Raw genomic sequence first — 19885 nt, 5'->3', positions numbered from 1 at the left:
TGCGCGGGGATCTCTCCCCGACACAGCCGCAACGAGCATGCTTTTCTTAAGTCGGCTTAGAACTTGTGGCGAATACCCAGGGCCACGCCAAGCATGGAGTTCTGGCCATTGGCCAGCGCGTAGCTGTTGCCCGTGGCAAGGCTGGTGGCGAAGACGTTGGCGACCGAATCCATGGACAGGCCGGCGTGCTTGGAGTAGGCCGTGCTCAGGTACACATCGGTACGCTTGGAGAATGCGTAGTTCGCAATGAACGCGACCTGCCAGGGATTGGCGAGACCGGTGTTGCCGAACTGGCTCTTGAGGTTGTCGTAGTCGTACTCGAGCGACAGGGCAACGGACGGCGTCACCTGGTAGGCGGCGCCGATCCAGTAGAAGTCATCGCGCTGGATCAGGACGTCCGCCGCATTCTTGTTCTGGCCCCAGCGGTAGCCGCCCATGACCTTGGCCGGCCCGTAGGTGTAGCTGGCAGCGACCACGGCCTTCTTGAAGGTGCCGTTGCCGGTGCCGATGGTCGGATTCCACTGGTCGTAGCCGGCGGTAACGCCGAACGGGCCCGCCGAGTAGGCCAGGGCCGTACCGTAGGCGCTGTCGCGCCGGAACTGGCCCGGGACTTCGCCGTTGCCGCCGATCGGCGTGGCCGCGCCGATAAAGGCCGGCAGGGCCAGCCCGGTACCGAACGACCAGTGGGCCAGGGCCGTGACCGGGCCGAACTGGCCCGTGTACTTCACCGTGTTGTCTTCACGGAAGTTCGGGCCGGTCAGGAAGGCAGCCGGCTCGTACTGCGTGGCATAGGCACCCGGCACGAAGTTGGCGAGCGCTTCGAAGATCGAGGTGTACTGGCGACCGAGGGTGACCTGGCCGAAAGTGGCGCTCTGCACGCCGACATACGCCTGGCGGCCGAACAGGCGGCTGCTCTGCTGCAGGGTGCCGCTATCCAGGCTGAAGCCGTTCTCGAGCACGAACAGCGCCTTCAGGCCATTGCCGAGATCTTCGGTGCCGCGCAGGCCCCAGCGGGAGCCCGACACACCACCGGAGTCCATGCGGTAGACGTTGTGGGACGGACCCGAATTGAACTGGTTGGCCGCCTGCGGAATGGCGCCAACATGGTTTGCATATTCGATGTTGATGTCGGCGACGCCGTACAGCGTGACGTTGGATTGCGCAAATGCGCTTCCCGAACAGGCAAGCAATGTGGCCAGGGCCATGCTCCTGAGTTTCATGGGGCAATTCTCCGTTTCTTTCTTTGGTGGTGGTGCGGGTGTTCCCGTCGAAATGAGGTGCTGCTGGGTACTGCTTTGGGGGCGCGCGCCGACGCGGCCCGTGCCGACCTTGCGGTCTGCGGGTCTGCTGCCGGCGTTTGTCGTATTCGTCAGCAGAGGCGGAGTAACTGGTCGATCAGTTCCGTAGCGCGCGGCCAAGGTCCGTAGCCGGCGGCCGGGTTGAGGTGGCCGACCTCGCCGAGGTCGACCAGCTGGCTGCCCCAGTCGCTCGCCATCCGGGTGGCGCGTTCGTACGTTGCCAGCGGATCATTGCGGCTCGCGGCCAGGATGCTCGGGAAGGGCAGCGGCTTGCGTGGCACGGGCAGCCAGCCATGCTCGGCCAGGGCTTCCTTTTGCGGATAGCCGGCCGGCATCGGCGTTTCGAGGTCGGCCGGCGTCACCAGCAGGGCGCCGCGGATCTTGCGGTGATGCTTAGCGGCCCAGTGCACGCTGATCATCACGCCGGCGCTGTGGGCGACCAGCACCACGGGACCGTTGATCTTCGCCAGCGCAGCGTCCAGCGCGGCCACGCGTGCGTCGCGGCTCAGCTTGTCGTGCTCCAGCGGCGCCACGGAACGAGCGTTCGGCAGTTGCGCCTCGAGCAGGGTTTGCCAGTGCTCGGCCACGTGGTCGCGCAGACCGGGAACCAGCAGGACGGTGGTGTCGGGAGTCAGGCTCATCGGGATTCCAGTTAGTCGGGGTGGAGGTCAGTGGGCGGCTTGCCGGGCGTCGCACTGGCGTTCCAGGCGCTGCAGGTCATCGGCGTAGTAGCGGCGGCCGACGATGAAGCACACCGCGGCGAGCAGGCCGGTCAGCGGAATCCACTGCAGGGCGCCGAGCAGGCCGATGCGGTCGGCGAGCACGCCGGTGACGAACGGTCCGGGCGCCAGGCCCATCAGGTTGTTGGCCAGCGTGAGCGTGGCGAATGCCGTGGCGTGGATGGCGGGATTCGTCAGGTTGGCGACCACCGCACTGGCGGGGCCGGCCGTACCGCCCACCAGCAGCATGCCGGCACCGATCAGGGCCAGTTGCGCTGCACCGGCCGGCATCCGGAAGGCCACGGCCAGCAGCGCGCAGCAGACCAGGCTATAGGCGATCGCCATCAGCCATTTGCGGGCCGGGCAACGACGGGCGACCCAGTCGGTCAGCGCGCCGCACGCCACCATGCCGACGCCCGCAGCCAGTACGAAGGCGGCAGCGGTGATGCCTGCGCGATCGGTCGCCATGCCGTAGTAGCGCGACAGGTAGCTGGGCATCCAGGCCAGCAGCGCCCCCATGACGAGCAGTTGCAGCGCGCTGCCAACGTAGGCGCAGAGGATCGAACGGGCCGAGAACAGTGCGGACAGCAGCGGGCGCAGGGCCAGGCTCTCGCGCTTGGTTTCGTCGGGTGCGTCCTCCCCAAGCGCGAGGCGTTGAGCCTTCAGGCGCGGTTCCGTGATGAGAGCGCGATAGATGACTACCAGCACCAGGCCGAAGATCGCCATGCCGGCGAATGCCCAGCGCCAGCCGAACTGGGCCGACAGCGTGCCGCCGGCGGCCATGCCCAGCACCGAACCGAAGGCGCCGCCGGCGATGAAGGCCGAGCTCAGGCTGGCGCGCAGGTGGCGCGGGAATACCGACAGCACCACGGCGATGCCGACGCTGCCGTAAGCGGCTTCGCCGATGCCGACACACAGTCGGGCGATGAACATTTCACCAAAATTGTTGGCCAGTGCGCAGCCCAGCGTGGCCAGGCTCCAGAGCGCGGCCATCAGCGTCAGGCTTTTGACGCGGCCCCAGCGGTCGGCAAGGATCGACAGCGGAAACGTAAGCAGGCCGACCATCAGGGCGACGATGCCGCCCAGGGCGCCCAGCTCGGTATCGGTCAGCGCCCATTCCGCCTTCAGCAGCGGGAACACGGCGTTGAGCACCTGGCGCGACATGTAGTCGGACAGCAGCAGGCCGAAGCTCAGGGCGAACACCAGCCACGGGTACAGGCGCGAAGCGGTCGCGGCCGGCTTGCCGGTCAGCATGGTGGGGTGGGTGGATTGTTGTCCAAGCATGGATGCCTCTCTTCTGTAAGACTCGATCGCTTGCGGCTGCGGCCGCCGGGCGTCGCCGCTTCTGCCCGGGCACTTGAACGGCTCCGGTCGCGACTGGCGAAGTATCGGGGATTGTCAGGTCGCGGTTTGACTATCCGGGACAACTTGTTTGCATCTCGGGACAGTCGGGGAAAACGCGTAGGAGGTGCCCGGCGGGCCGCACCGCGCGTGTCGGACAGTGCAATTCGGCAGCGGTGATGGGCCTGCTTCACCCATCTTAGGCAGGCATCCGATGCGTCGCCGGATCGGTTGTGTGTCCGCGGATTGATGACCCCGATACGCTCCATCACACGCCGACGCACTCGTGAATGAAAGCGCTGTGCAGGCCTGGCCCAAGTGATCTGAATTAATTCGCGAGAAATTGCAAATGTGCCCGCGACGCACTATCGTCGTAGCGTGACCGTCACTCGCAGTGCCCGGACGGTTCGCGCGCGCACGGGCAACCGTGCCGCTTTTCCGCTGACTTCAGCCGGGGAGAGTCGTCATGAGTGTTTGTGGAAGGAGCCTGGTCCGGGTGGCCTGCGGCGTGCTCGTGACCAGCCTGATGTCAGGCGCTGGCACTGTCATTGCGCAACAACAGGCGCCCGCTCCGGGACAGCCGCAGCCGCAGGCGTCTACGCAGCCACAGGCGCCCACGTTCAAGCCCGAGGAACTGGAGGCGCTGGTAGCGCCCATTGCGCTTTACCCGGATTCGGTGTTGTCGCAGGTGCTGATGGCCTCAACCTACCCGCTTGAAATCGTGCAGGCGGCGCGCTGGGTCAAGGCCAATCCCAAGCTCAAGGGCGACGATGCCGTCAAGGCGGTGGCCAACCAGTCGTGGGATGTCAGCGTCAAGTCGCTGGTCGCCTTCCCGCAGGCGCTGGAGCCGATGAACGACAAGCTCGACTGGACCCAGAAGCTCGGCGATGCGTTCCTGGCGCAGGAAGCGGACGTGCTGGCCGCGGTGCAGCGCCTGCGCGCAAAGGCGCAGCAGGCCGGCAACCTGAAGTCGAACGAGCAGCAGCAGGTGAGCGTAGAGCAGGGCATGGTATCGGGGCAGCCGGGACAAACCATCGTCAAGATCGAGCCGGCCAACCCGGAAGTCATCTACGTGCCGTCCTATAACCCGACCGTGGTGTACGGGTCATGGGGATATCCTTCCTATCCGCCGTATTACTGGCCGCCGTATCCGGCCTACTATCCTGGCGCCGCGCTGGCGACGGGCTTCGCCTGGGGCGTCGGCCTGGCGGCGGCGGGCGCGATCTTCGGTGGCTGCAACTGGGGCGGTGGCGACGTCAACGTCAACGTCAACCGGGCCACCAATATCGACCGCAACTTCAACGCCTCCAAGGTGCAGAACGGCAAGTGGCAGCACGACGCCGGCCACCGCAAGGGCGTGGCCTACCGGGACAATGCCTCGCGCGAGAAATTCGGCCGCAATGTGCCCGGAGGCGATCGGCGCAACGAGTTCCGTGGCCGCGAAGGTGCCGGAGACAGGGGCGGTCTCGGTGATCGCGGGGGCGTGGGTGACCGGGGGGGCGTTGGCGATCGCGGCGGCGTGGGCGACCGGGGCGGCGTGGGCGACCGCGGTGGTGTCGGTGACCGTGGTGGTGTAGGCGATCGCGGTGGCGTAGGCGATCGCGGTGGCGTCGGCGATCGCGGCGGTGCATCGAACCGGGCTGGTGTTTCGGACCGGGCTGGCACCGGGAATCGTGGCGGCGCGGCGGGTGCGGGGAACCGCGCACAGACCGCGAATCGTAGCGGAGCCCGCGATAGTGCCTTCCAGGGCGTTGGCGGCGGCGGCGCGTCGCAGCGTGATTTCGATCGCGGCCGCAGCAGCCTGCAATCGTCGCCGGCCAATCGCGGTGGCGGCGGGTTCAGTGGCGGAGGCGGCGGTGGCCGCGGAGGCGGTGGATTTGGCGGTGGCGGTCGCGGCGGCGGTGGCGGCGGTCGTGGCGGTGGTGGCAGGCGCTGAACGGGGAGAACGGCCATGATGAAGCCACTTGTCTTTTCCGGTATGCCATTTGCGGCCCGGTGCCGCCAGGTCGCCGTCGCGCTGGCGCTGGTCGCCGGCACCGCAGGGTTCGCGCACGCGCAGCAGAACTTCCCGACGGCCAATGACGCGATGGCCGCCTTTGGGTCTGCGGTCGAAAGCAGCGACGACGCGGCCATGAAGAAAATCTTCGGTGAAGGGTTCGCGAAGCTGATTCCACCCGTCGGCGCCGACATCCGTACCCGGTTCCTGACCGCCTGGGGTGCGTCCCACGCGGTGCAGGCAGTCGATGACCAGCATGCGCGCATTGCCGTCGGCTCGGATGGATGGACACTGCCCGTGCCGCTGGTCAAGACCGCGCAAGGCTGGCACTTCGATACGGCCGCGGGCCTTCAGGAAATGCGCGTGCGCCAGATCGGGCGCAACGAACTGGCCGTCATGCAGACCTTGCTGGCCATTCACGATGCGCAGGCCGAGTATGCGCAGGTCGATCACGACGGCAGCGGCGTGCTCGCCTATGCCTCGAAGCTGGCCAGCTCGCCCGGCAAGCAGGACGGCCTGTACTGGCCCACCAAGCCGGGAGAAAAGCCGAGCCCGCTGGGCGAGGCGTTCCTGACCGCCGGCAAGCGCGGCGCGGGCGCGGAAGGCTACTACGGCTACCACTACAAGCTGCTCACGAAGCAGGGCGCGAGCGCGCCCGGCGGCGCATTCGATTACCAGGTGCGCGGCAAGCTGTTCGGGGGATTCGCCGTGATCGCCTGGCCGGTCCGCTATGGCCAGACCGGTGTGAAGACCTTCATGGTCAGCCATTCGGGTGAGGTCTTCGAGCGCGACCTCGGCACCGAGACCGCGACCAAGGCGGCAGCGACGACCTCATTCGATCCGGGATCGGGCTGGACCAGGGTGACGCCATGACACGCATCTTCCTCGCGGGGCTGGCTGCGGTGCTGATGACCTTCCAGGGTGGATGCACCTACTATGGCGCGCCGGCGATGGTGCCGGCGAATTTCGATCGCTCGTTCGACGCCGCGGCGGGCGCCATGCGCGATGAGGGTGTGGCTGTCAGTGTGCAGGATCGCGCCAGCGGGTCCATTGCCGGCAATGTCGGCAATACGATGATCCGGGCCAGCGTAGTGCGGCAGGCCGACGGCTCGGTGCGCGTACAGTTCGATTCGAGCGATTCACGCGATCCGGGCCTGCTCGGACGTATCTCCAGCCGTTACGACCAGCGCATGGGCCGGTGAGGCCTGCGCGCGTGCACTGAACCGCCGCCCATGAAAAAGGCGCCAGCAAAGCTGGCGCCCCTTCAGGGCCGGCAGGCGGACGGCGGCTTACGCGTCGGCCGGCATCGCGCCGACGACATTGAAGCCGGCATCGACATACGTGATTTCGCCGGTCACGCCGCTGGCCAGGTCCGACAGCAGGAACGCCGCGACATTGCCCACTTCCTCGATGGTCACGTTGCGACGCAGCGGGGCCGTGTTCTCGAAGGCGTTGAGCAGCTTGCCGAAGTCCTTGATGCCGGACGCCGCCAGCGTCTTGATCGGGCCGGCCGAAATGCCGTTGGCACGGATGCCGCGCGGACCGACCGAGGCCGCCAGGTAGCGCACGCTGGCTTCCAGCGCGGCCTTGGCCAGGCCCATGGTGTTGTAGTTGGGCACCACGCGCTCGGCACCGAGGTAGGTCATGGTCAGCAGCGAGGCATTGTCCGCCAGCATCGGCAGCGCGGCCTTGGCCAGTGCCGGGAAGCTGTAGGCCGAGATGTCGTGCGCGACGCGGAAGCCTTCGCGCGACAGGCCTTCCAGGAAGTCGCCGGCAATGGCTTCACGCGGGGCGAAACCGATCGAGTGCACCAGGCCGTCGAGCTTTTCCCAGCGCTGGCCCAGGCCGGCGAAGGTCGCGGCGATCTGCTCGTCGCTGCCGACGTCGCAGTCGAAGATGAGGTCGGTGCCGAATTCCTTGGCAAAGTCGCTGATCCGGTCCTTGAACCGTTCACCGACGTAGGTGAAGGCGAGTTCGGCGCCTTCGCGTTTGCAGGCCGAGGCGATGCCATAGGCAATCGAACGGTTCGAGAGCAAGCCGGTGATGAGGATCCGCTTTCCTGCCAGAAATCCCATGAATTCTCCTAGGTGGTCAAGGTGGTGTTTGGGGCACGCTTTCTGCGTCGGCCCTGCGGCCGGGGGCATGCCCCCGGTGTCAGACGGCCATTTTATTGCGCCGCGTAGAGGGAATGTCCGGATGGCTGGAGCCCACCCGAACGCATGTAAAATTGTCTCACAACTTGGCCCGGCCGCAGAACGCCGGACCCCAGAGGTCATATTGGAGGAATCCAGCGGGATGCCTATTCAAGCACGTTGGCCGCTTCAGGCGGCATGGCAGTGCTTCCGTCGGGATGCGGTACTGCGGGTTGGGCTGGCGCTGGCGCTGGCGGCGGGGGTTCCCGCTACGGCGAATGCGGAGCATGGTTTTGCCTTGCACGGCGATCTCAAATACCCCGCCGATTTCAAGCATTTCGATTATGTCAATCCGGACGCCCCGATCGGCGGTACGCTGACACTCGCCAATCCGGACCGCCGCACGAGCTTCGACAAGTTCAACCCGTTCACGCTGAAGGGAACTGCCGCGCCGGGCCTCAATGCCCTGATGTTCGAGTCGCTGCTGATCAGCAGCGCCGATGAAACCGCCAGCTCGTATGGCCTGCTGGCCGATGACGTCACGGTGGCGCCGGACGAGCTGTCGGTGGTCTTCCATATCCGTCCCGAGGCACGCTTCTCCAATGGGGATCCGGTCCTCGCTTCGGACGTGAAGTATTCCTACGACATGCTGATGAGCAAGGCGTCCAGCCCCGGCTACCGCAGCATGTGCACGGACGTGAAATCGGTGGTGGTCACGGGCGAGCGTAGCGTGCGCTTCGATTTCAAGCAGCGCAACCGCGAATTGCCGCTGATTGTCGGCTCGCTGCCCGTGTTCTCAAAGAAGTGGACCCAGAAGGTGTCGTTCGAGAAGCTGACCTTCGAGGAGCCGGTGACCAGCGGCCCGTACATCATCGACCGCTATGACGCGGGCCGCGGCATCATCTTCAAGCGCGACCCGAACTACTGGGGCAAGAACCTCGCGGTGCGGCGCGGCACCTTCAACTTCGAGCGCGTGGTGTACCGGCTCTACAAGGACGAAACCGCCAAGCTCGAAGCCTTCAAGGCCGGCGAATTCGACGCCATCGTCGAATACCGTGCCAAGAACTGGGCCAAGAGCTACCAGGGCACGCGCTTCAGCAAGGGCGAGCTGATCAAGACCGAGTTCCCGCACCGCAACGGCGCCGGCATGCAGGGCTTCGTCATGAATATGCGCAAGCCGATCTTCAAGGACGTGCGGGTCAGGCAGGCGCTGATCCTCGCGCTGGATTTCGAATGGCTCAACCGCCAGCTCTTCTATGGCGCATACAAGCGGCTGAACAGCTGGTTCTCCAACAGCGAACTGGCGGCAAGCGCCACCTTTGACGGCAGGCCGGGGCCGGGGGAGCTGAAGCTGCTCGAGCCGATGCAGGCCAAACTGCCGTCCGAGGTCTTTGGCCCCGATGTCGTGCAGCCGAGCACCAATCCGCCGCGCTCGCTGCGGGACAACCTGCGCGAGGCGCGCCGCCTGCTGGCGCAGGCCGGCTGGACCTACACCGATGATGCGCTGCGCAACGCCAAGGGCGAGCCGATGGTGTTCGAGTTTCTTGACGACGGCGGCGCCATGAGCCGGGTGATCACGACCTACGTCCGCAATCTCGAGAAGCTCGGCATCCAGGTCAACCAGCGCACCACCGACTACGCGCTGTACCAGAAGCGGCTCGAGGACTTCGACTTCGACATGGTGTCGATCCGCTTCCCCGATTCGCAGAGCCCGGGCAACGAACTGCGCGACCGGTTCTCGAGCGAGGCGGCCGATACGCCGGGCTCGGACAACCTGTTCGGGTTGAAGTCGCCGCAGGTCGACCGGCTCGTGGACGATGTCCTGCACGCCAATACGCGTGAGGAACTCGTCACTGCGGGCCGGGCGCTGGACCGGGTGCTGATGCATGGCTATTACATCGTGCCGAACTGGTACAGTGCTTCGCATCGGGTGGCTTACCGCAAGGAACTGAGCTATCCGAAGGACCGGCTGCCTTACTACTACACGGCCGAAGGCTGGATTCTGAGCAACTGGTGGCGCACCGATACGGTCGCGTCATCCGCGGCTCGCTGAAGAAAGGGGGCAGCCGATGCTTGCCTATCTGTTCAAGCGCATCCTGCTGATGATTCCGACGCTGATCGGGGTCATCACGCTGACCTTCGCCGTGATCCAGTTCGTGCCGGGCGGCCCCGTCGAGCAGATGATGCTCGAACTCAAGGGGCGCGGCGGCGGTGGCGGCGAAGCCAGCGGCGGCGGTGCCGAGTACCGTGGCCGCCGCGGCGTGGATCCAGAGAAGATCAAGGAAATCCAGGCCCTGTATGGCTTCGACAAGCCGCCGCTCGAGCGCTACTTCCTGATGCTCAAGCGCTTTGCCAGGTTTGACCTTGGCCAGAGCTATTTCCAGCACCGCAGCGTGTGGGAGCTGGTCAAGTCCAAGCTGCCGGTCTCGGTGAGCCTCGGGCTGTGGACCTTCTTCCTGACCTACCTGATATCGGTGCCGCTCGGGATTTCCAAGGCCATCCGCGCCGGCAGCCGGTTCGACGTGGTGACCAGCATGATCGTGCTGGTCGGCTACGCCATCCCGGGCTTCGTGCTGGGGGTGCTGCTGCTGGTGCTGTTCGGTGGCGGTACCTTCGTCCAGTGGTTTCCGCTGCGCGGCCTGACCTCCGACAACTGGGACCAGCTGTCGCTGATGGGCAAGGTCATGGACTACCTGTGGCACCTGGTGCTGCCGATTACCGCGTCGGTGGTGGGCAGCTTTGCCGTGGTGACCATGCTGACCAAGAACGCCTTCCTGGACGAGATCCGCCGCCAGTACGTGCTGACCGCGCGGGCCAAGGGTTTGTCGGAGCGCCGCGTGCTCTGGAAGCACGTGTTCCGCAACGCCTTGATCCCGCTGGTCACCGGGTTCCCGGCCGCGTTCATCGGCGCGTTCTTCACCGGGTCGCTGCTGATCGAAACGCTGTTCTCGCTCGACGGCCTTGGCCTGCTGTCGTATGAGGCCGTGCTTCGGCGCGACTATCCGGTGGTGCTGGGCACGCTTTACCTGTTCACCCTGATCGGCCTGGTTACCCGGCTGATTTCCGACGTCTGCTACGTGCTGGTCGATCCGCGCATCCATTTCGAGGCCTTGCACCGATGAAATCACTTTCGCAAGCGACGGGCTTGCCGCACTCGCTGTCGCCGCGCCAGCGGGCGTGGCAGCGATTCCGGCGCAATCGCCTGGGCTACTGGAGCCTGATCCTGTTCGTGGCGATCTTTGCGCTGAGCCTGTGTGCGGAAGTGCTGTCGAGCGACCGCCCGCTGGTGGTGCGCTACAAGGGCGAGTGGTATTTCCCGATCGTCAAGGTCTATCCTGAAACCACCTTCGATGGGGATTTCGCCACGCCGGCGGACTACCTCGATCCCTATATCCGCGACCGCATCACCTCGAATGGCAATTTCGCGGTGTTCCCGCTGAACCGCTATTCGTACGACTCGCTCAACTACTTCGCCAAGGAGCCCAACCCCGCACCGCCGTCGGCTGAAAACTGGCTCGGCACCGATGACCGTGGCCGCGACATCCTGGCGCGGCTGCTCTATGGCTTCCGCGTGTCGGTGCTGTTCGGCATGGCGCTGACGGTGCTTGGCGTGCTGATCGGAACACTGACCGGCGCGCTGATGGGCTTCTTTGGCGGGCGCTTCGATTTGTTCTCGCAGCGGGCCATCGAAATCTGGAGTTCCATGCCGGAGCTGTACCTGCTGATCATCTTCGCGTCGATCTTCGAGCCCAGCCTGGCGCTGCTGATCATCCTGCTGTCGCTGTTCGGCTGGATGGGGCTTTCGGATTACGTGCGCGCGGAGTTCTACCGCAATCGCTCGCTCGACTACGTCAAGGCCGCGCGCGCGCTGGGCCTGTCCAACGTGCAGATCATGTGGCGCCATATCCTGCCCAACAGCCTGACGCCGGTGATCACGTTCCTGCCGTTCCGCATGAGCGCGGCGATCCTGGCGCTCACCAGCCTGGATTTCCTGGGCCTGGGCGTGCCGCCCACCACGCCCAGCCTGGGCGAGTTGCTGGCGCAGGGCAAGGGGAACCTCGATGCCTGGTGGATCTCGCTGTCGACCTTCGCCGTGCTGGTGGTGACCTTGCTGCTGCTGACGTTCATGGGCGATGCGCTGCGCGATGCCTTCGACACGCGCCTGGGCCTGGCCGCGCTACGCGGCCGCGTGGCGCCCAAGGTGCCGGCTGGTGCGCCTGCGGGAGCAACGCCATGAACGTGGTGCCCAAGCTCCGCGAAGCGGAGGCCATGCTGGCCGATCCGTCGCCACCGCCGTCGGCAGGTGGCACGCTGATCTGCGTGGACAAGCTTTCGGTCACGTTCGGCCATGGCGACGATGCCACGCGCGCCGTGCGCGAAGTCAGCTTCGACCTGCGCGCCGGCGAGCGCTACGCGCTGGTCGGGGAGTCAGGCTCCGGCAAGACGGTGACCGCGCTGGCGATGCTGCGCCTCGTGGAAGACGCCCACTACGATGGGGCGATCCGTTTCCAGGACCGGAACCTGCTCGACGTCTCGGATCGGGAGATGCGTGCCATCCGCGGCGCGGAGATCGCCATGATCTTCCAGGAGCCGATGACCGCGCTGAATCCGCTTTACACGATCGGCAACCAGATCGTCGAGACGCTGGCGCTGCATGAAGGGCTGGACCGGCGCGCGGCGCGCGAGCGCGCCATTGCCTTGCTGGAGCGCACCGGCATCAGCGATGCCGCGCATCGCTTCGACAGTTTCCCGCACCAGCTGTCAGGCGGGCAGCGCCAGCGCGCCATGATTGCCATGGCCCTGGCATGCCGCCCGAAGCTGCTGCTGGCCGACGAGCCGACCACGGCGCTGGACGTCACCATCCGTGCGCAGATCATGGACCTGCTGCGCGACTTGCAGACCGAGTTCGGCATGGCGGTGATGCTGATCACCCACGACCTGAACCTAGTGCGCTCGTTTGCCCAGCGGGTCGGTGTCATGGAGAAGGGCGTGATGGTCGAGACGGGCGACACTGCCCAGGTGTTCGCCTCGCCCCAGCATCCCTATACGCGCAAGCTCATCGACAGCCGCCCGCGCCGCGAGGTGCTGCCGCTGGTGCCGCTGGCGCCTACGCTGCTGGAAGCGCGCGGACTTTGCGTGAACTACTCGCGCAAGCGCAAGGGGATGGCGGGGTGGTTCGGCAAGGACCAGTTCGCGGCCGTCAAGGATGTCGATTTCCAGCTGCGCGAGGGCGAGACCATCGGCATCGTCGGGGAATCGGGCTCGGGCAAGACCACGCTGGCCCATGCGGTGCTGGCCCTGCAGCGCAAGAGCGCCGGCACTATCCATTTCCTCGGGAGCAGTTTCGACGGCGCCACGCGCAAGGACCGTTGCGAAATGCGTTCGCGCATGCAGGTCGTGTTCCAGGATCCGTTCGGGTCGCTGTCGCCACGCATGACGATCGAGCAGATTGTCGGCGAGGGGCTGGGGCTGCACCAGAAGGGTTTGTCGCGCGACGCCATGCGTCAGCAGGTCATCGAGGCGCTGCGCGAAGTCGGGCTCGACCGCACGGCGCTGGGACGCTACCCGCATGAGTTCTCGGGTGGCCAGCGCCAGCGCATCGCCATCGCCAGGGTGCTGATCCTCAAGCCGCAGGTGCTGGTGCTCGACGAGCCCACTTCGGCGCTCGATGTCTCGATCCAGCAGCAGGTGCTGGGGCTTCTTTCCCAGTTGCAGCACAAGTACAACCTCAGCTACCTGTTTATCAGCCACGACCTCGCCGTGATACGCGCCATGGCGCACCGGGTCATCGTGATGAAGGCGGGCGAGGTGGTCGAGGCGGGGCAAACCGAGTCGGTTCTCGGCGCGCCGCAACATCCGTATACGCGCAAGCTGATGGCGGCTGCCCAGGTTGGTGCAGCCTGACATCATTGCTGTGCAGCATGCACACTGCCTGCGGGCGGTGTCACGCCACTGGCATGCGGAAAGCAACATTCCAGATGCGGAAACCGAAGTAGGTCGTTGATTGGAAAGCTATTTCTGTCAAATTTGTAACGAACTTTGACAGAGTGGCGACGAGCCGATACCATCCCGCGAGGACTATTTTTGGGGTGGTCGCTCGTCCGCTTTGGGACGTGCCCTGCACGGCTTGTATGCCTTTGTGACCGGCGCGGTTCTTGCGTACGGTCATCCCCGCAATGATTCAGGCATCACCATATTCGCTGGCGTTATTCGTCGGGCGTGATGGCGATGATTCGAACGATTCATCAGGAGAACCAATGCAGCGATCGGTACTTCATTCCCTGGCACGCGTGGCCGTCGGGATTGCCATTGCCTGCGGTGCGACTGTGTCGAATGGAGTGCTGGCGGATACGGTTTTCAAGGACCCCGATGCCCGCATCGATGCTTCGGCCCAACTGGGCGCGGACACGCATGCGGAAGGCAAGCGCGGCTTGCTGTCGTCGGTCGTGAATTCCACCAGCCACGTCGCCAGCAAGGCGGGCGACCTGGTCATGAATGCGCTTGGCCTGATTGGGGTGCGTTACCGCTTTGGCGGCAACAGCCCGGAATCCGGCCTGGACTGCAGCGGCTTTGTCCGCTACGTGTTCAATGACACCTTCGGCTTCATGCTGCCGCGCCGTTCCGTCGAGATCAGCCAGGTTGGCACCAATGTGGCTGTCAATGAACTACGCCCGGGCGACCTGGTGTTCTTCAACACCATGCGCCAGACCTTCTCGCACGTTGGCATCTATATCGGCGACAACAAGTTCGTGCATGCCCCCTCCACGGGCAGCAAGATCCGCGTCGACGACATGCGCGCCGCCTATTGGGTGACGCGCTACAACGGCGCACGCCGTATCGACGACGGCCAGTCATCGAACCGCGGCGACGGCCTTGGCAACATGGTCGAGACGCTCAAGCGATTCGACCCGAACGCCACCTCGCGTACGCTGTACGGCGGTTGAAGCCGGACCGGCTGCAACAAAAAAAGGACTGCTTCGGCAGTCCTTTTTTGTTGGTGGGAAGCGTCCGGCTATTGCGCCGCCACGGTGCCGGCCGGCTGCAAGCGGGCCCGCTCCAGCCGCTGGCGCAACGTGGACATCATGGCGGCCGTGGCCTGTTCGCCGGCCAGAACCGCGCGGTTGCGCGCATTGAAGTCGCTGCCGCCCATGTCGGGCAGTTCGGGGCGGATCACCACGTCGGCGCGCGCCAGCGCCATCTTGTTGATCGACTGGCCCATGATCGTCGTCGTCTGCAGCAGCACGCCGCTCTGGCCGTCATTCTTCTGGCTGGACGGGTCCGCCGAGATATTGACGGCAATGACGAAGTCCGCGCCCATGCTGCGTGCCGAATCCACGGGAACCGGCTCGACGAGACCGCCATCCACATAGTCCCGCCCCTGGACCGAGACCGGCTGGAACACGCCCGGCACGCTGCTGGACGCGCGTACGGCCTGTCCCGTATTGCCGCGCCGGAACAGGACGCGCTCGCCGGTCTTGAGGTCGGTCGCCACGATGCCCAGCGGCAGCTTCATGGCCTCGATCGGACGATTCGAAACCAGGCGGTTCACGTACTTTTGCAGCGCCTCGCCCTTGAGCCAGCCGCCAAAACGGCTGCCGAAGGGCAGGGCCCAGTCGGCAATGGCGGCCTCGTCCATGGTCAGCGCCAGCTTGTTGAGTTCGAAGCCGCTCATGCCGGTGGCGTAGAGCGCGGCGACCACCGCTCCGGCGCTGGTGCCCGTGACCAGGTCAGGGTGGATGCCTTGGGCTTCGAGTGCCTTGATCACGCCGATATGGGCGAAACCACGTGCGGCGCCGCCGCCCAGCGCCAGGCCGATCTTGATGGGGCGCGGTGCCGGCTGGGTCGCCACCGGGTTGGCCGTCGTCGGCGTGCCGCGGCGCGGGCCGAACGAACAGGCGGAAAGCAGGGCGGCTGCCGAGGCGCCAAGGAAATGACGTCGTTGCATGAATCGAGGGTGCCGGTGGATGGGCAGAGGCGGGCGGAAATTCAAATGTGACTGGATCGGCGTGAGGATAGGGCGTTTCGTACCGGCCGTTCCTGTGACTCCGCGAAGCATAAATGATTCCGTTGGAGACGGTGGCGATGCCGGCCGTGCTCAATCCGTGGGTCGGCAGGGCGGCCAGGCTTCGCATTGCTATAATGCAGGATCGACATATATATCCAGCCTGCGCGCGTCCGCGCGGGCTTTTTTGTTTGTTCCCGACCACCATGACCCAACGCGTCCGCACCCGCTTTGCGCCGAGCCCGACCGGCTTCATCCATCTCGGCAATATCCGATCCGCGCTTTATCCGTGGGCGTTTGCCCGGCGCATGAAGGGCGATTTCGTGCTGCGCATCGAAGATACCGATGTCGAGCGCTCCTCGCAGGAAGCCGTCGACGTGATCCTCGAAGGCATGGAATGGCTCGGCCTGGATATCGACGAGGGCCCGTTCTACCAGATGCAGCGCATGGACCGCTACCGCGAGGTGCTGGCCCAGATGGTCGACAGCGGGCTGGCCTACCCGTGCTACATGAGCACGGAAGAACTGGACGCATTGCGTGAAGCCCAGCGCGAGCGCGGCGAAAAGCCGCGCTACAACGGCTTCTGGCGCCCGGAGCCGGGCAAGGTCCTGCCGCAGCCGCCGGCCGGGGTGAAGCCGGTGCTGCGCTTCCGCAATCCGCTCGACGGCAGTGTGGTGTGGGATGACGCGGTGAAGGGCCGCATCGAGATCTCGAACGAAGAACTCGATGACCTCGTCATCGCACGCCCGGATGGCACGCCGACCTACAACTTCTGCGTCGTGGTGGACGATCTCGACATGAAGATCACGCACGTGATCCGTGGCGATGATCATGTCAATAACACGCCGCGCCAGATCAACATCATCCGCGCGCTCGGCGGCGCCACGCCGGTCTACGCGCACCTGCCGACCGTGCTCAATGAGAGCGGCGAGAAGATGAGCAAGCGTCACGGGGCCATGAGCGTGACCGGCTATCGCGACGAAGGCTATCTGCCCGAGGCCGTGGTGAACTACCTGGCCCGCCTGGGCTGGGCGCACGGTGACGCGGAAATCTTCAGCCGCGAGCAGTTCGTCGAATGGTTCGACCTCGAGCACCTGGGCAAGTCGCCGGCGCAATACAACGCCGAAAAGCTTGCCTGGCTGAACAACCACTATATCAAGGTGGGCGACAACGCGCGTCTGGCTGAGCTGACGCGTCCGTTTATCGAGTCGCTCGGCGGCAAGGTGGAGGGCGCGGACCTGGTCGGGGTGATCGCCCTGGTCAAGGACCGTGCCAATACGCTGAAGGAAGTTGCCCAGACGGCACTGCTTTTCTATCGTGGCGAGCCGCAGGCCGATGCGGCCCTGAAGGCGGAACACCTGACGCCGGAAATCCAGCCGGCGCTGAAGGCGCTGGCGACCCAGCTCGGTGCGCTGCCCGAATGGAAGCGGGAAGCGATCAGCGCCACCTTCAAGGCGGTGCTGGCAGAGTTCGGGCTCAAGATGCCCAAGCTCGCCATGCCGGTACGCCTGCTGGTTGCTGGTCAACTCCAGACACCGGCTATCGACGCGGTGCTGGAGCTGTTCGGCCGCGATATCGTGCTGCGCCGCCTTGCGGCTGGCTTGATCGGTTAAAAAAGTTGCGAAAAGTCCTGGTGGGGGCTTGCGCTCCGCCCGGGACTTAGCCATAATCTCGTTCTCCCTGCAGCGCGGTCAGAAACAAGATCAGCGGGCGATCTGAAAAGAATCTCGTGGCCGTCAGGTCAGAATCTGCGAAAGCGGATTGAGAGGAAAAACAGATCGGGGGGCTTGCAAAAAATCGAGGTTGATATATAATCTCGGCTTCGCTTGAAACGGTAATTTTTCCGATAGGGCGAATAAGCAGGTTGCAGTAGATGGAAGTACCATGGGGCTATAGCTCAGCTGGGAGAGCGCTTGCATGGCATGCAAGAGGTCAGCGGTTCGATCCCGCTTAGCTCCACCAAGACATCGGGATTATCTGCGGTTCGGGATGATTCCAGACGGAACGCGTTGAAAGACAAGTTTCTGTCCCCTTCGTCTAGAGGCCTAGGACATCACCCTTTCACGGTGAGTACAGGGGTTCGAATCCCCTAGGGGACGCCATAACATCAGGCGTAATCATATGTCTGGATTGTCGCACCGAGCGAAGCTCGGTGTGACGATGGAATATGGAGTGGTAGTTCAGTTGGTTAGAATACCGGCCTGTCACGCCGGGGGTCGCGGGTTCGAGTCCCGTCCACTCCGCCAAAACTAAACCCACATGGTTAATGCCATGTGGGTTTTTTCTTATAAGTGAGAGGATTATCTGATAATCACCGCGGCGGTAAATAAGTGTTGCGGTTTATATCAAGGCAGTATAGAATCCTTTTATTCGCCCATGCATTTTCGTTAATGCTGAAGCGGTGAATAAGCAGTGCCGTAGTAAATGCTGTAATAAGGGGCTATAGCTCAGCTGGGAGAGCGCTTGCATGGCATGCAAGAGGTCAGCGGTTCGATCCCGCTTAGCTCCACCAGAATTCAGGATGCATCGCAGTAAAAAGATGCTTCCAAAGCGAAGAAAAGTTTGTTAGAATGACGGACTGCTCAACGCGAGACGGAACGTGTTGAAAGACAAGTTTCTGTCCCCTTCGTCTAGAGGCCTAGGACATCACCCTTTCACGGTGAGTACAGGGGTTCGAATCCCCTAGGGGACGCCATAACATCGGGCGTAATCATATGCCTGGATTGCTGCAGCGAGCAAAGCTCGGGTGGCGATGGAATATGGAGTGGTAGTTCAGTTGGTTAGAATACCGGCCTGTCACGCCGGGGGTCGCGGGTTCGAGTCCCGTCCACTCCGCCAAAACTAAACCCACATGGTTAATGCCATGTGGGTTTTTTCTTTTGTACTCTGCATGTCAAGCCAATGGCGCTGCGTCGCACCGTCCGTTCCGCCTGGAGCCGGCCAGGTGCGCGCAATCAATGCCGTTGCGCAGCACTGATGCGCATGAAGTAGCGCACCAGCAGGCAGCCGGCAATGGCCAGGCTCAAGCTGTTGGCGATCCAGAAGCCTGAGGCACCGCGCGTAAAGGCCGGCAGTGTCTCGATCAGGCCGAAACCCAGCACGTAGCCCCCGCCAATGCCAATGCCCCAAAGCGAAGCGGCGTAGATCAGCGTCGGGATCAGCGCGATCTTGTAGGCGCGCAGGATAAAGGCGGTCATGACCTGCACGGCATCAAAGGCCTGGTAGAAGGCGATGAACAGTACCAGCGGCAACGCGGCGGCCACCACGGCAGCATCCTTGGTATAGGCATGCAGCACGGGCTCCCTGAGCAGCCACAGCAGGCAACCTGTTATCAAGGCGAGGGAGGCGGCCAGGCAGATGCCGCGCCATGCGAGCCGGCTGGCGCCCGCCATGTCGCGTGCGCCGATCGACTGTGCCACCAGCGTCGACGTGGCGATGGCCAGCGATAACGGCAGCATGTAGGCCACGGCTCCGAGATTGGCAATGATCTGGTGCCCGGCAAGGGTGACTGTTCCCATGCGCGTGATGAAGATCGACATCAGCGTGAAGGATGTGATCTCGATCAGGTACGTAAGTCCCATCGGCACGCCCAGGCGCAGCAGTGCCATCAGCTGTGCCGGCGCCGGCCAGCTCCAGGCGGAGAAGATCTCCAGGGACAGATAGACGGCGCTATGGCGAAGGATCAGCAGGCCGGTAACGCACCAGCCCCAGCTGATCAGCGTCGACGCCAGTGCGCAGCCCGGACCGCCCATGGCCGGAATGCCAAATCCCCCGTTGATAAACCACGCGTTGAGTGGCACCTTCAGGCCCAGGCCGACGATTTGCAGCACCGTCACCATGACCGGACGCGAAAGCGCGTTATTGAGTGCGGAATAGATGCGGAAACCCAGTGCTGCGGGCAAGCCGAACGCGCCAATGTGAAGATACTGGCTGGCCTTGTCGACCAGTTCTGGCGGGGCCTTGGCAAAGGCGAGCAGTGGCTCCGGGAACATCAGCAGCAGCACGCCGGGAACAGACAGTGCCAGGCCCAGCCATGCGGCTTGCCTGACTTCGCTGCCGATCTTTTCGCTGCGGCCGGCACCGTAAAGCTGGCCCGCGATCGGTGCGAGTGCCTGCAGCACGCCCATCAGGCTGATATAGACCGTCACGTAGATCGAACCGCCGAGGCCGACCGCGGCGAGGTCATTCGCCGAGGCCCGGCCGGCCATGATGGTATCCATGACGCCGAATGCGATCACAGCGAGCTGGCCGACCAGTACCGGCGCGGCAAGATGGGCGATACGACGCAGATCGTGAAGCAGGTTCATGCCGGTTCCGCGCAGGCGCTTTCACGCGCCCGAGAGCCGGCCGGCAGCGGCGGCGGCGGCGCGGCCGCCAGCCATGCCGCCGGCAGGAGG

The 19885-nt window shown here is 64.5% G+C and carries 15 protein-coding genes and 6 tRNA genes; 15 read left to right on the top strand and 6 right to left on the bottom strand.

Annotation, left to right across the window (positions count from 1 at the left end; all coding sequences use genetic code 11):
• Positions 1–56: 56 nt before the first annotated feature.
• From ACIGJC_RS09455 to ACIGJC_RS09445, 3 genes are all read right to left on the bottom strand, one after another.
• On the bottom strand, positions 57–1220 hold the full coding sequence (locus ACIGJC_RS09455) for a porin (RefSeq protein ID WP_483708524.1): 1164 nt from the start codon (positions 1218–1220) through the stop codon (positions 57–59).
• Between the two features lie 149 nt (positions 1221–1369).
• Positions 1370–1939, bottom strand: coding sequence for an RBBP9/YdeN family alpha/beta hydrolase (locus ACIGJC_RS09450; protein ID WP_483708523.1), 570 nt, complete (start codon positions 1937–1939; stop codon positions 1370–1372).
• 27 nt (positions 1940–1966) lie between these two features.
• Positions 1967–3301, bottom strand: coding sequence for an MFS transporter (locus ACIGJC_RS09445; protein WP_483708522.1), 1335 nt, complete (start codon positions 3299–3301; stop codon positions 1967–1969).
• 523 nt (positions 3302–3824) lie between these two features.
• Here ACIGJC_RS09445 and ACIGJC_RS09440 point away from each other — a divergent pair.
• Genes ACIGJC_RS09440 through ACIGJC_RS09430 form a run of 3 tightly spaced genes read left to right on the top strand, consistent with a single transcriptional unit; the run spans position 3825 to position 6556 of the window.
• A complete protein-coding gene (locus ACIGJC_RS09440; RefSeq protein ID WP_483708521.1) occupies positions 3825–5294 on the top strand; it encodes a DUF3300 domain-containing protein in 1470 nt (489 codons plus the stop codon).
• 18 nt (positions 5295–5312) lie between these two features.
• Positions 5313–6227 (top strand): DUF2950 domain-containing protein, encoded by a 915-nt coding sequence (locus ACIGJC_RS09435; protein ID WP_483711507.1) that lies wholly within the window; start codon positions 5313–5315, stop codon positions 6225–6227.
• A complete protein-coding gene (locus tag ACIGJC_RS09430; protein WP_483708519.1) occupies positions 6224–6556 on the top strand; it encodes a hypothetical protein in 333 nt (110 codons plus the stop codon). The genes ACIGJC_RS09435 and ACIGJC_RS09430 overlap by 4 nt, the downstream gene beginning before the upstream one ends.
• Before the next feature lie 87 nt (positions 6557–6643).
• Here ACIGJC_RS09430 and fabI read toward each other — a convergent pair whose 3' ends face one another.
• Positions 6644–7429 carry an enoyl-ACP reductase FabI gene (fabI, locus tag ACIGJC_RS09425; RefSeq protein WP_483708518.1) on the bottom strand — a complete coding sequence of 262 codons (786 nt, stop codon included), beginning with the start codon at positions 7427–7429 and terminating at the stop codon, positions 6644–6646.
• Between the two features lie 220 nt (positions 7430–7649).
• On the opposite strand from fabI, the gene ACIGJC_RS09420 reads away from it, so the two are divergent.
• The 5 genes from ACIGJC_RS09420 (at position 7650) to ACIGJC_RS09400 (ending at position 14430) form a co-directional block, all read left to right on the top strand.
• Positions 7650–9539, top strand: a complete 1890-nt coding sequence (locus ACIGJC_RS09420) for an extracellular solute-binding protein (RefSeq protein ID WP_483708516.1) — start codon at positions 7650–7652, stop codon at positions 9537–9539.
• A gap of 16 nt (positions 9540–9555) precedes the next feature.
• Entirely contained in the window at positions 9556–10608 is a 1053-nt protein-coding gene (locus tag ACIGJC_RS09415) for a microcin C ABC transporter permease YejB (RefSeq protein WP_483708515.1), read from the top strand.
• Positions 10605–11723: an ABC transporter permease gene (locus ACIGJC_RS09410; RefSeq protein ID WP_483708514.1), complete on the top strand. Its 1119-nt coding sequence runs from the start codon at positions 10605–10607 to the stop codon at positions 11721–11723. The genes ACIGJC_RS09415 and ACIGJC_RS09410 overlap by 4 nt, the downstream gene beginning before the upstream one ends.
• A gap of 32 nt (positions 11724–11755) precedes the next feature.
• Complete coding sequence (locus ACIGJC_RS09405; RefSeq protein WP_483711506.1) at positions 11756–13390, top strand: ABC transporter ATP-binding protein; 1635 nt, start codon at positions 11756–11758, stop codon at positions 13388–13390.
• A gap of 353 nt (positions 13391–13743) precedes the next feature.
• Positions 13744–14430, top strand: coding sequence for a C40 family peptidase (locus ACIGJC_RS09400; RefSeq protein ID WP_483708512.1), 687 nt, complete (start codon positions 13744–13746; stop codon positions 14428–14430).
• A gap of 68 nt (positions 14431–14498) precedes the next feature.
• Here the strand turns inward: ACIGJC_RS09400 and ACIGJC_RS09395 are convergent, their stop codons facing one another.
• Positions 14499–15431 (bottom strand): patatin-like phospholipase family protein, encoded by a 933-nt coding sequence (locus tag ACIGJC_RS09395; RefSeq protein WP_483708510.1) that lies wholly within the window; start codon positions 15429–15431, stop codon positions 14499–14501.
• 263 nt (positions 15432–15694) lie between these two features.
• On the opposite strand from ACIGJC_RS09395, the gene gltX reads away from it, so the two are divergent.
• From gltX to ACIGJC_RS09360, 7 genes are all read left to right on the top strand, one after another.
• On the top strand, positions 15695–17101 hold the full coding sequence (gene gltX / locus ACIGJC_RS09390; protein WP_483708508.1) for a glutamate--tRNA ligase: 1407 nt from the start codon (positions 15695–15697) through the stop codon (positions 17099–17101).
• A gap of 273 nt (positions 17102–17374) precedes the next feature.
• Positions 17375–17450: transfer RNA gene (locus ACIGJC_RS09385), tRNA-Ala, on the top strand.
• Positions 17451–17514: 64 nt separating this feature from the next.
• A tRNA-Glu gene (locus ACIGJC_RS09380) sits at positions 17515–17590 on the top strand.
• Between the two features lie 67 nt (positions 17591–17657).
• A tRNA-Asp gene (locus ACIGJC_RS09375) sits at positions 17658–17734 on the top strand.
• Between the two features lie 190 nt (positions 17735–17924).
• A tRNA-Ala gene (locus ACIGJC_RS09370) sits at positions 17925–18000 on the top strand.
• Positions 18001–18107: 107 nt separating this feature from the next.
• Positions 18108–18183: transfer RNA gene (locus ACIGJC_RS09365), tRNA-Glu, on the top strand.
• A 66-nt stretch (positions 18184–18249) separates the two neighbouring features.
• Positions 18250–18326, top strand: a tRNA-Asp gene (locus ACIGJC_RS09360).
• Between the two features lie 116 nt (positions 18327–18442).
• Here the strand turns inward: ACIGJC_RS09360 and ACIGJC_RS09355 are convergent.
• Positions 18443–19795 (bottom strand): MATE family efflux transporter, encoded by a 1353-nt coding sequence (locus ACIGJC_RS09355; RefSeq protein ID WP_483708507.1) that lies wholly within the window; start codon positions 19793–19795, stop codon positions 18443–18445.
• Between the last annotated feature and the right edge of the window lie 90 nt (positions 19796–19885).

This window comes from Cupriavidus sp. C3SS-1, assembly GCF_057073755.1.
This window is presented reverse-complemented; position numbering and strand designations above follow the sequence as displayed.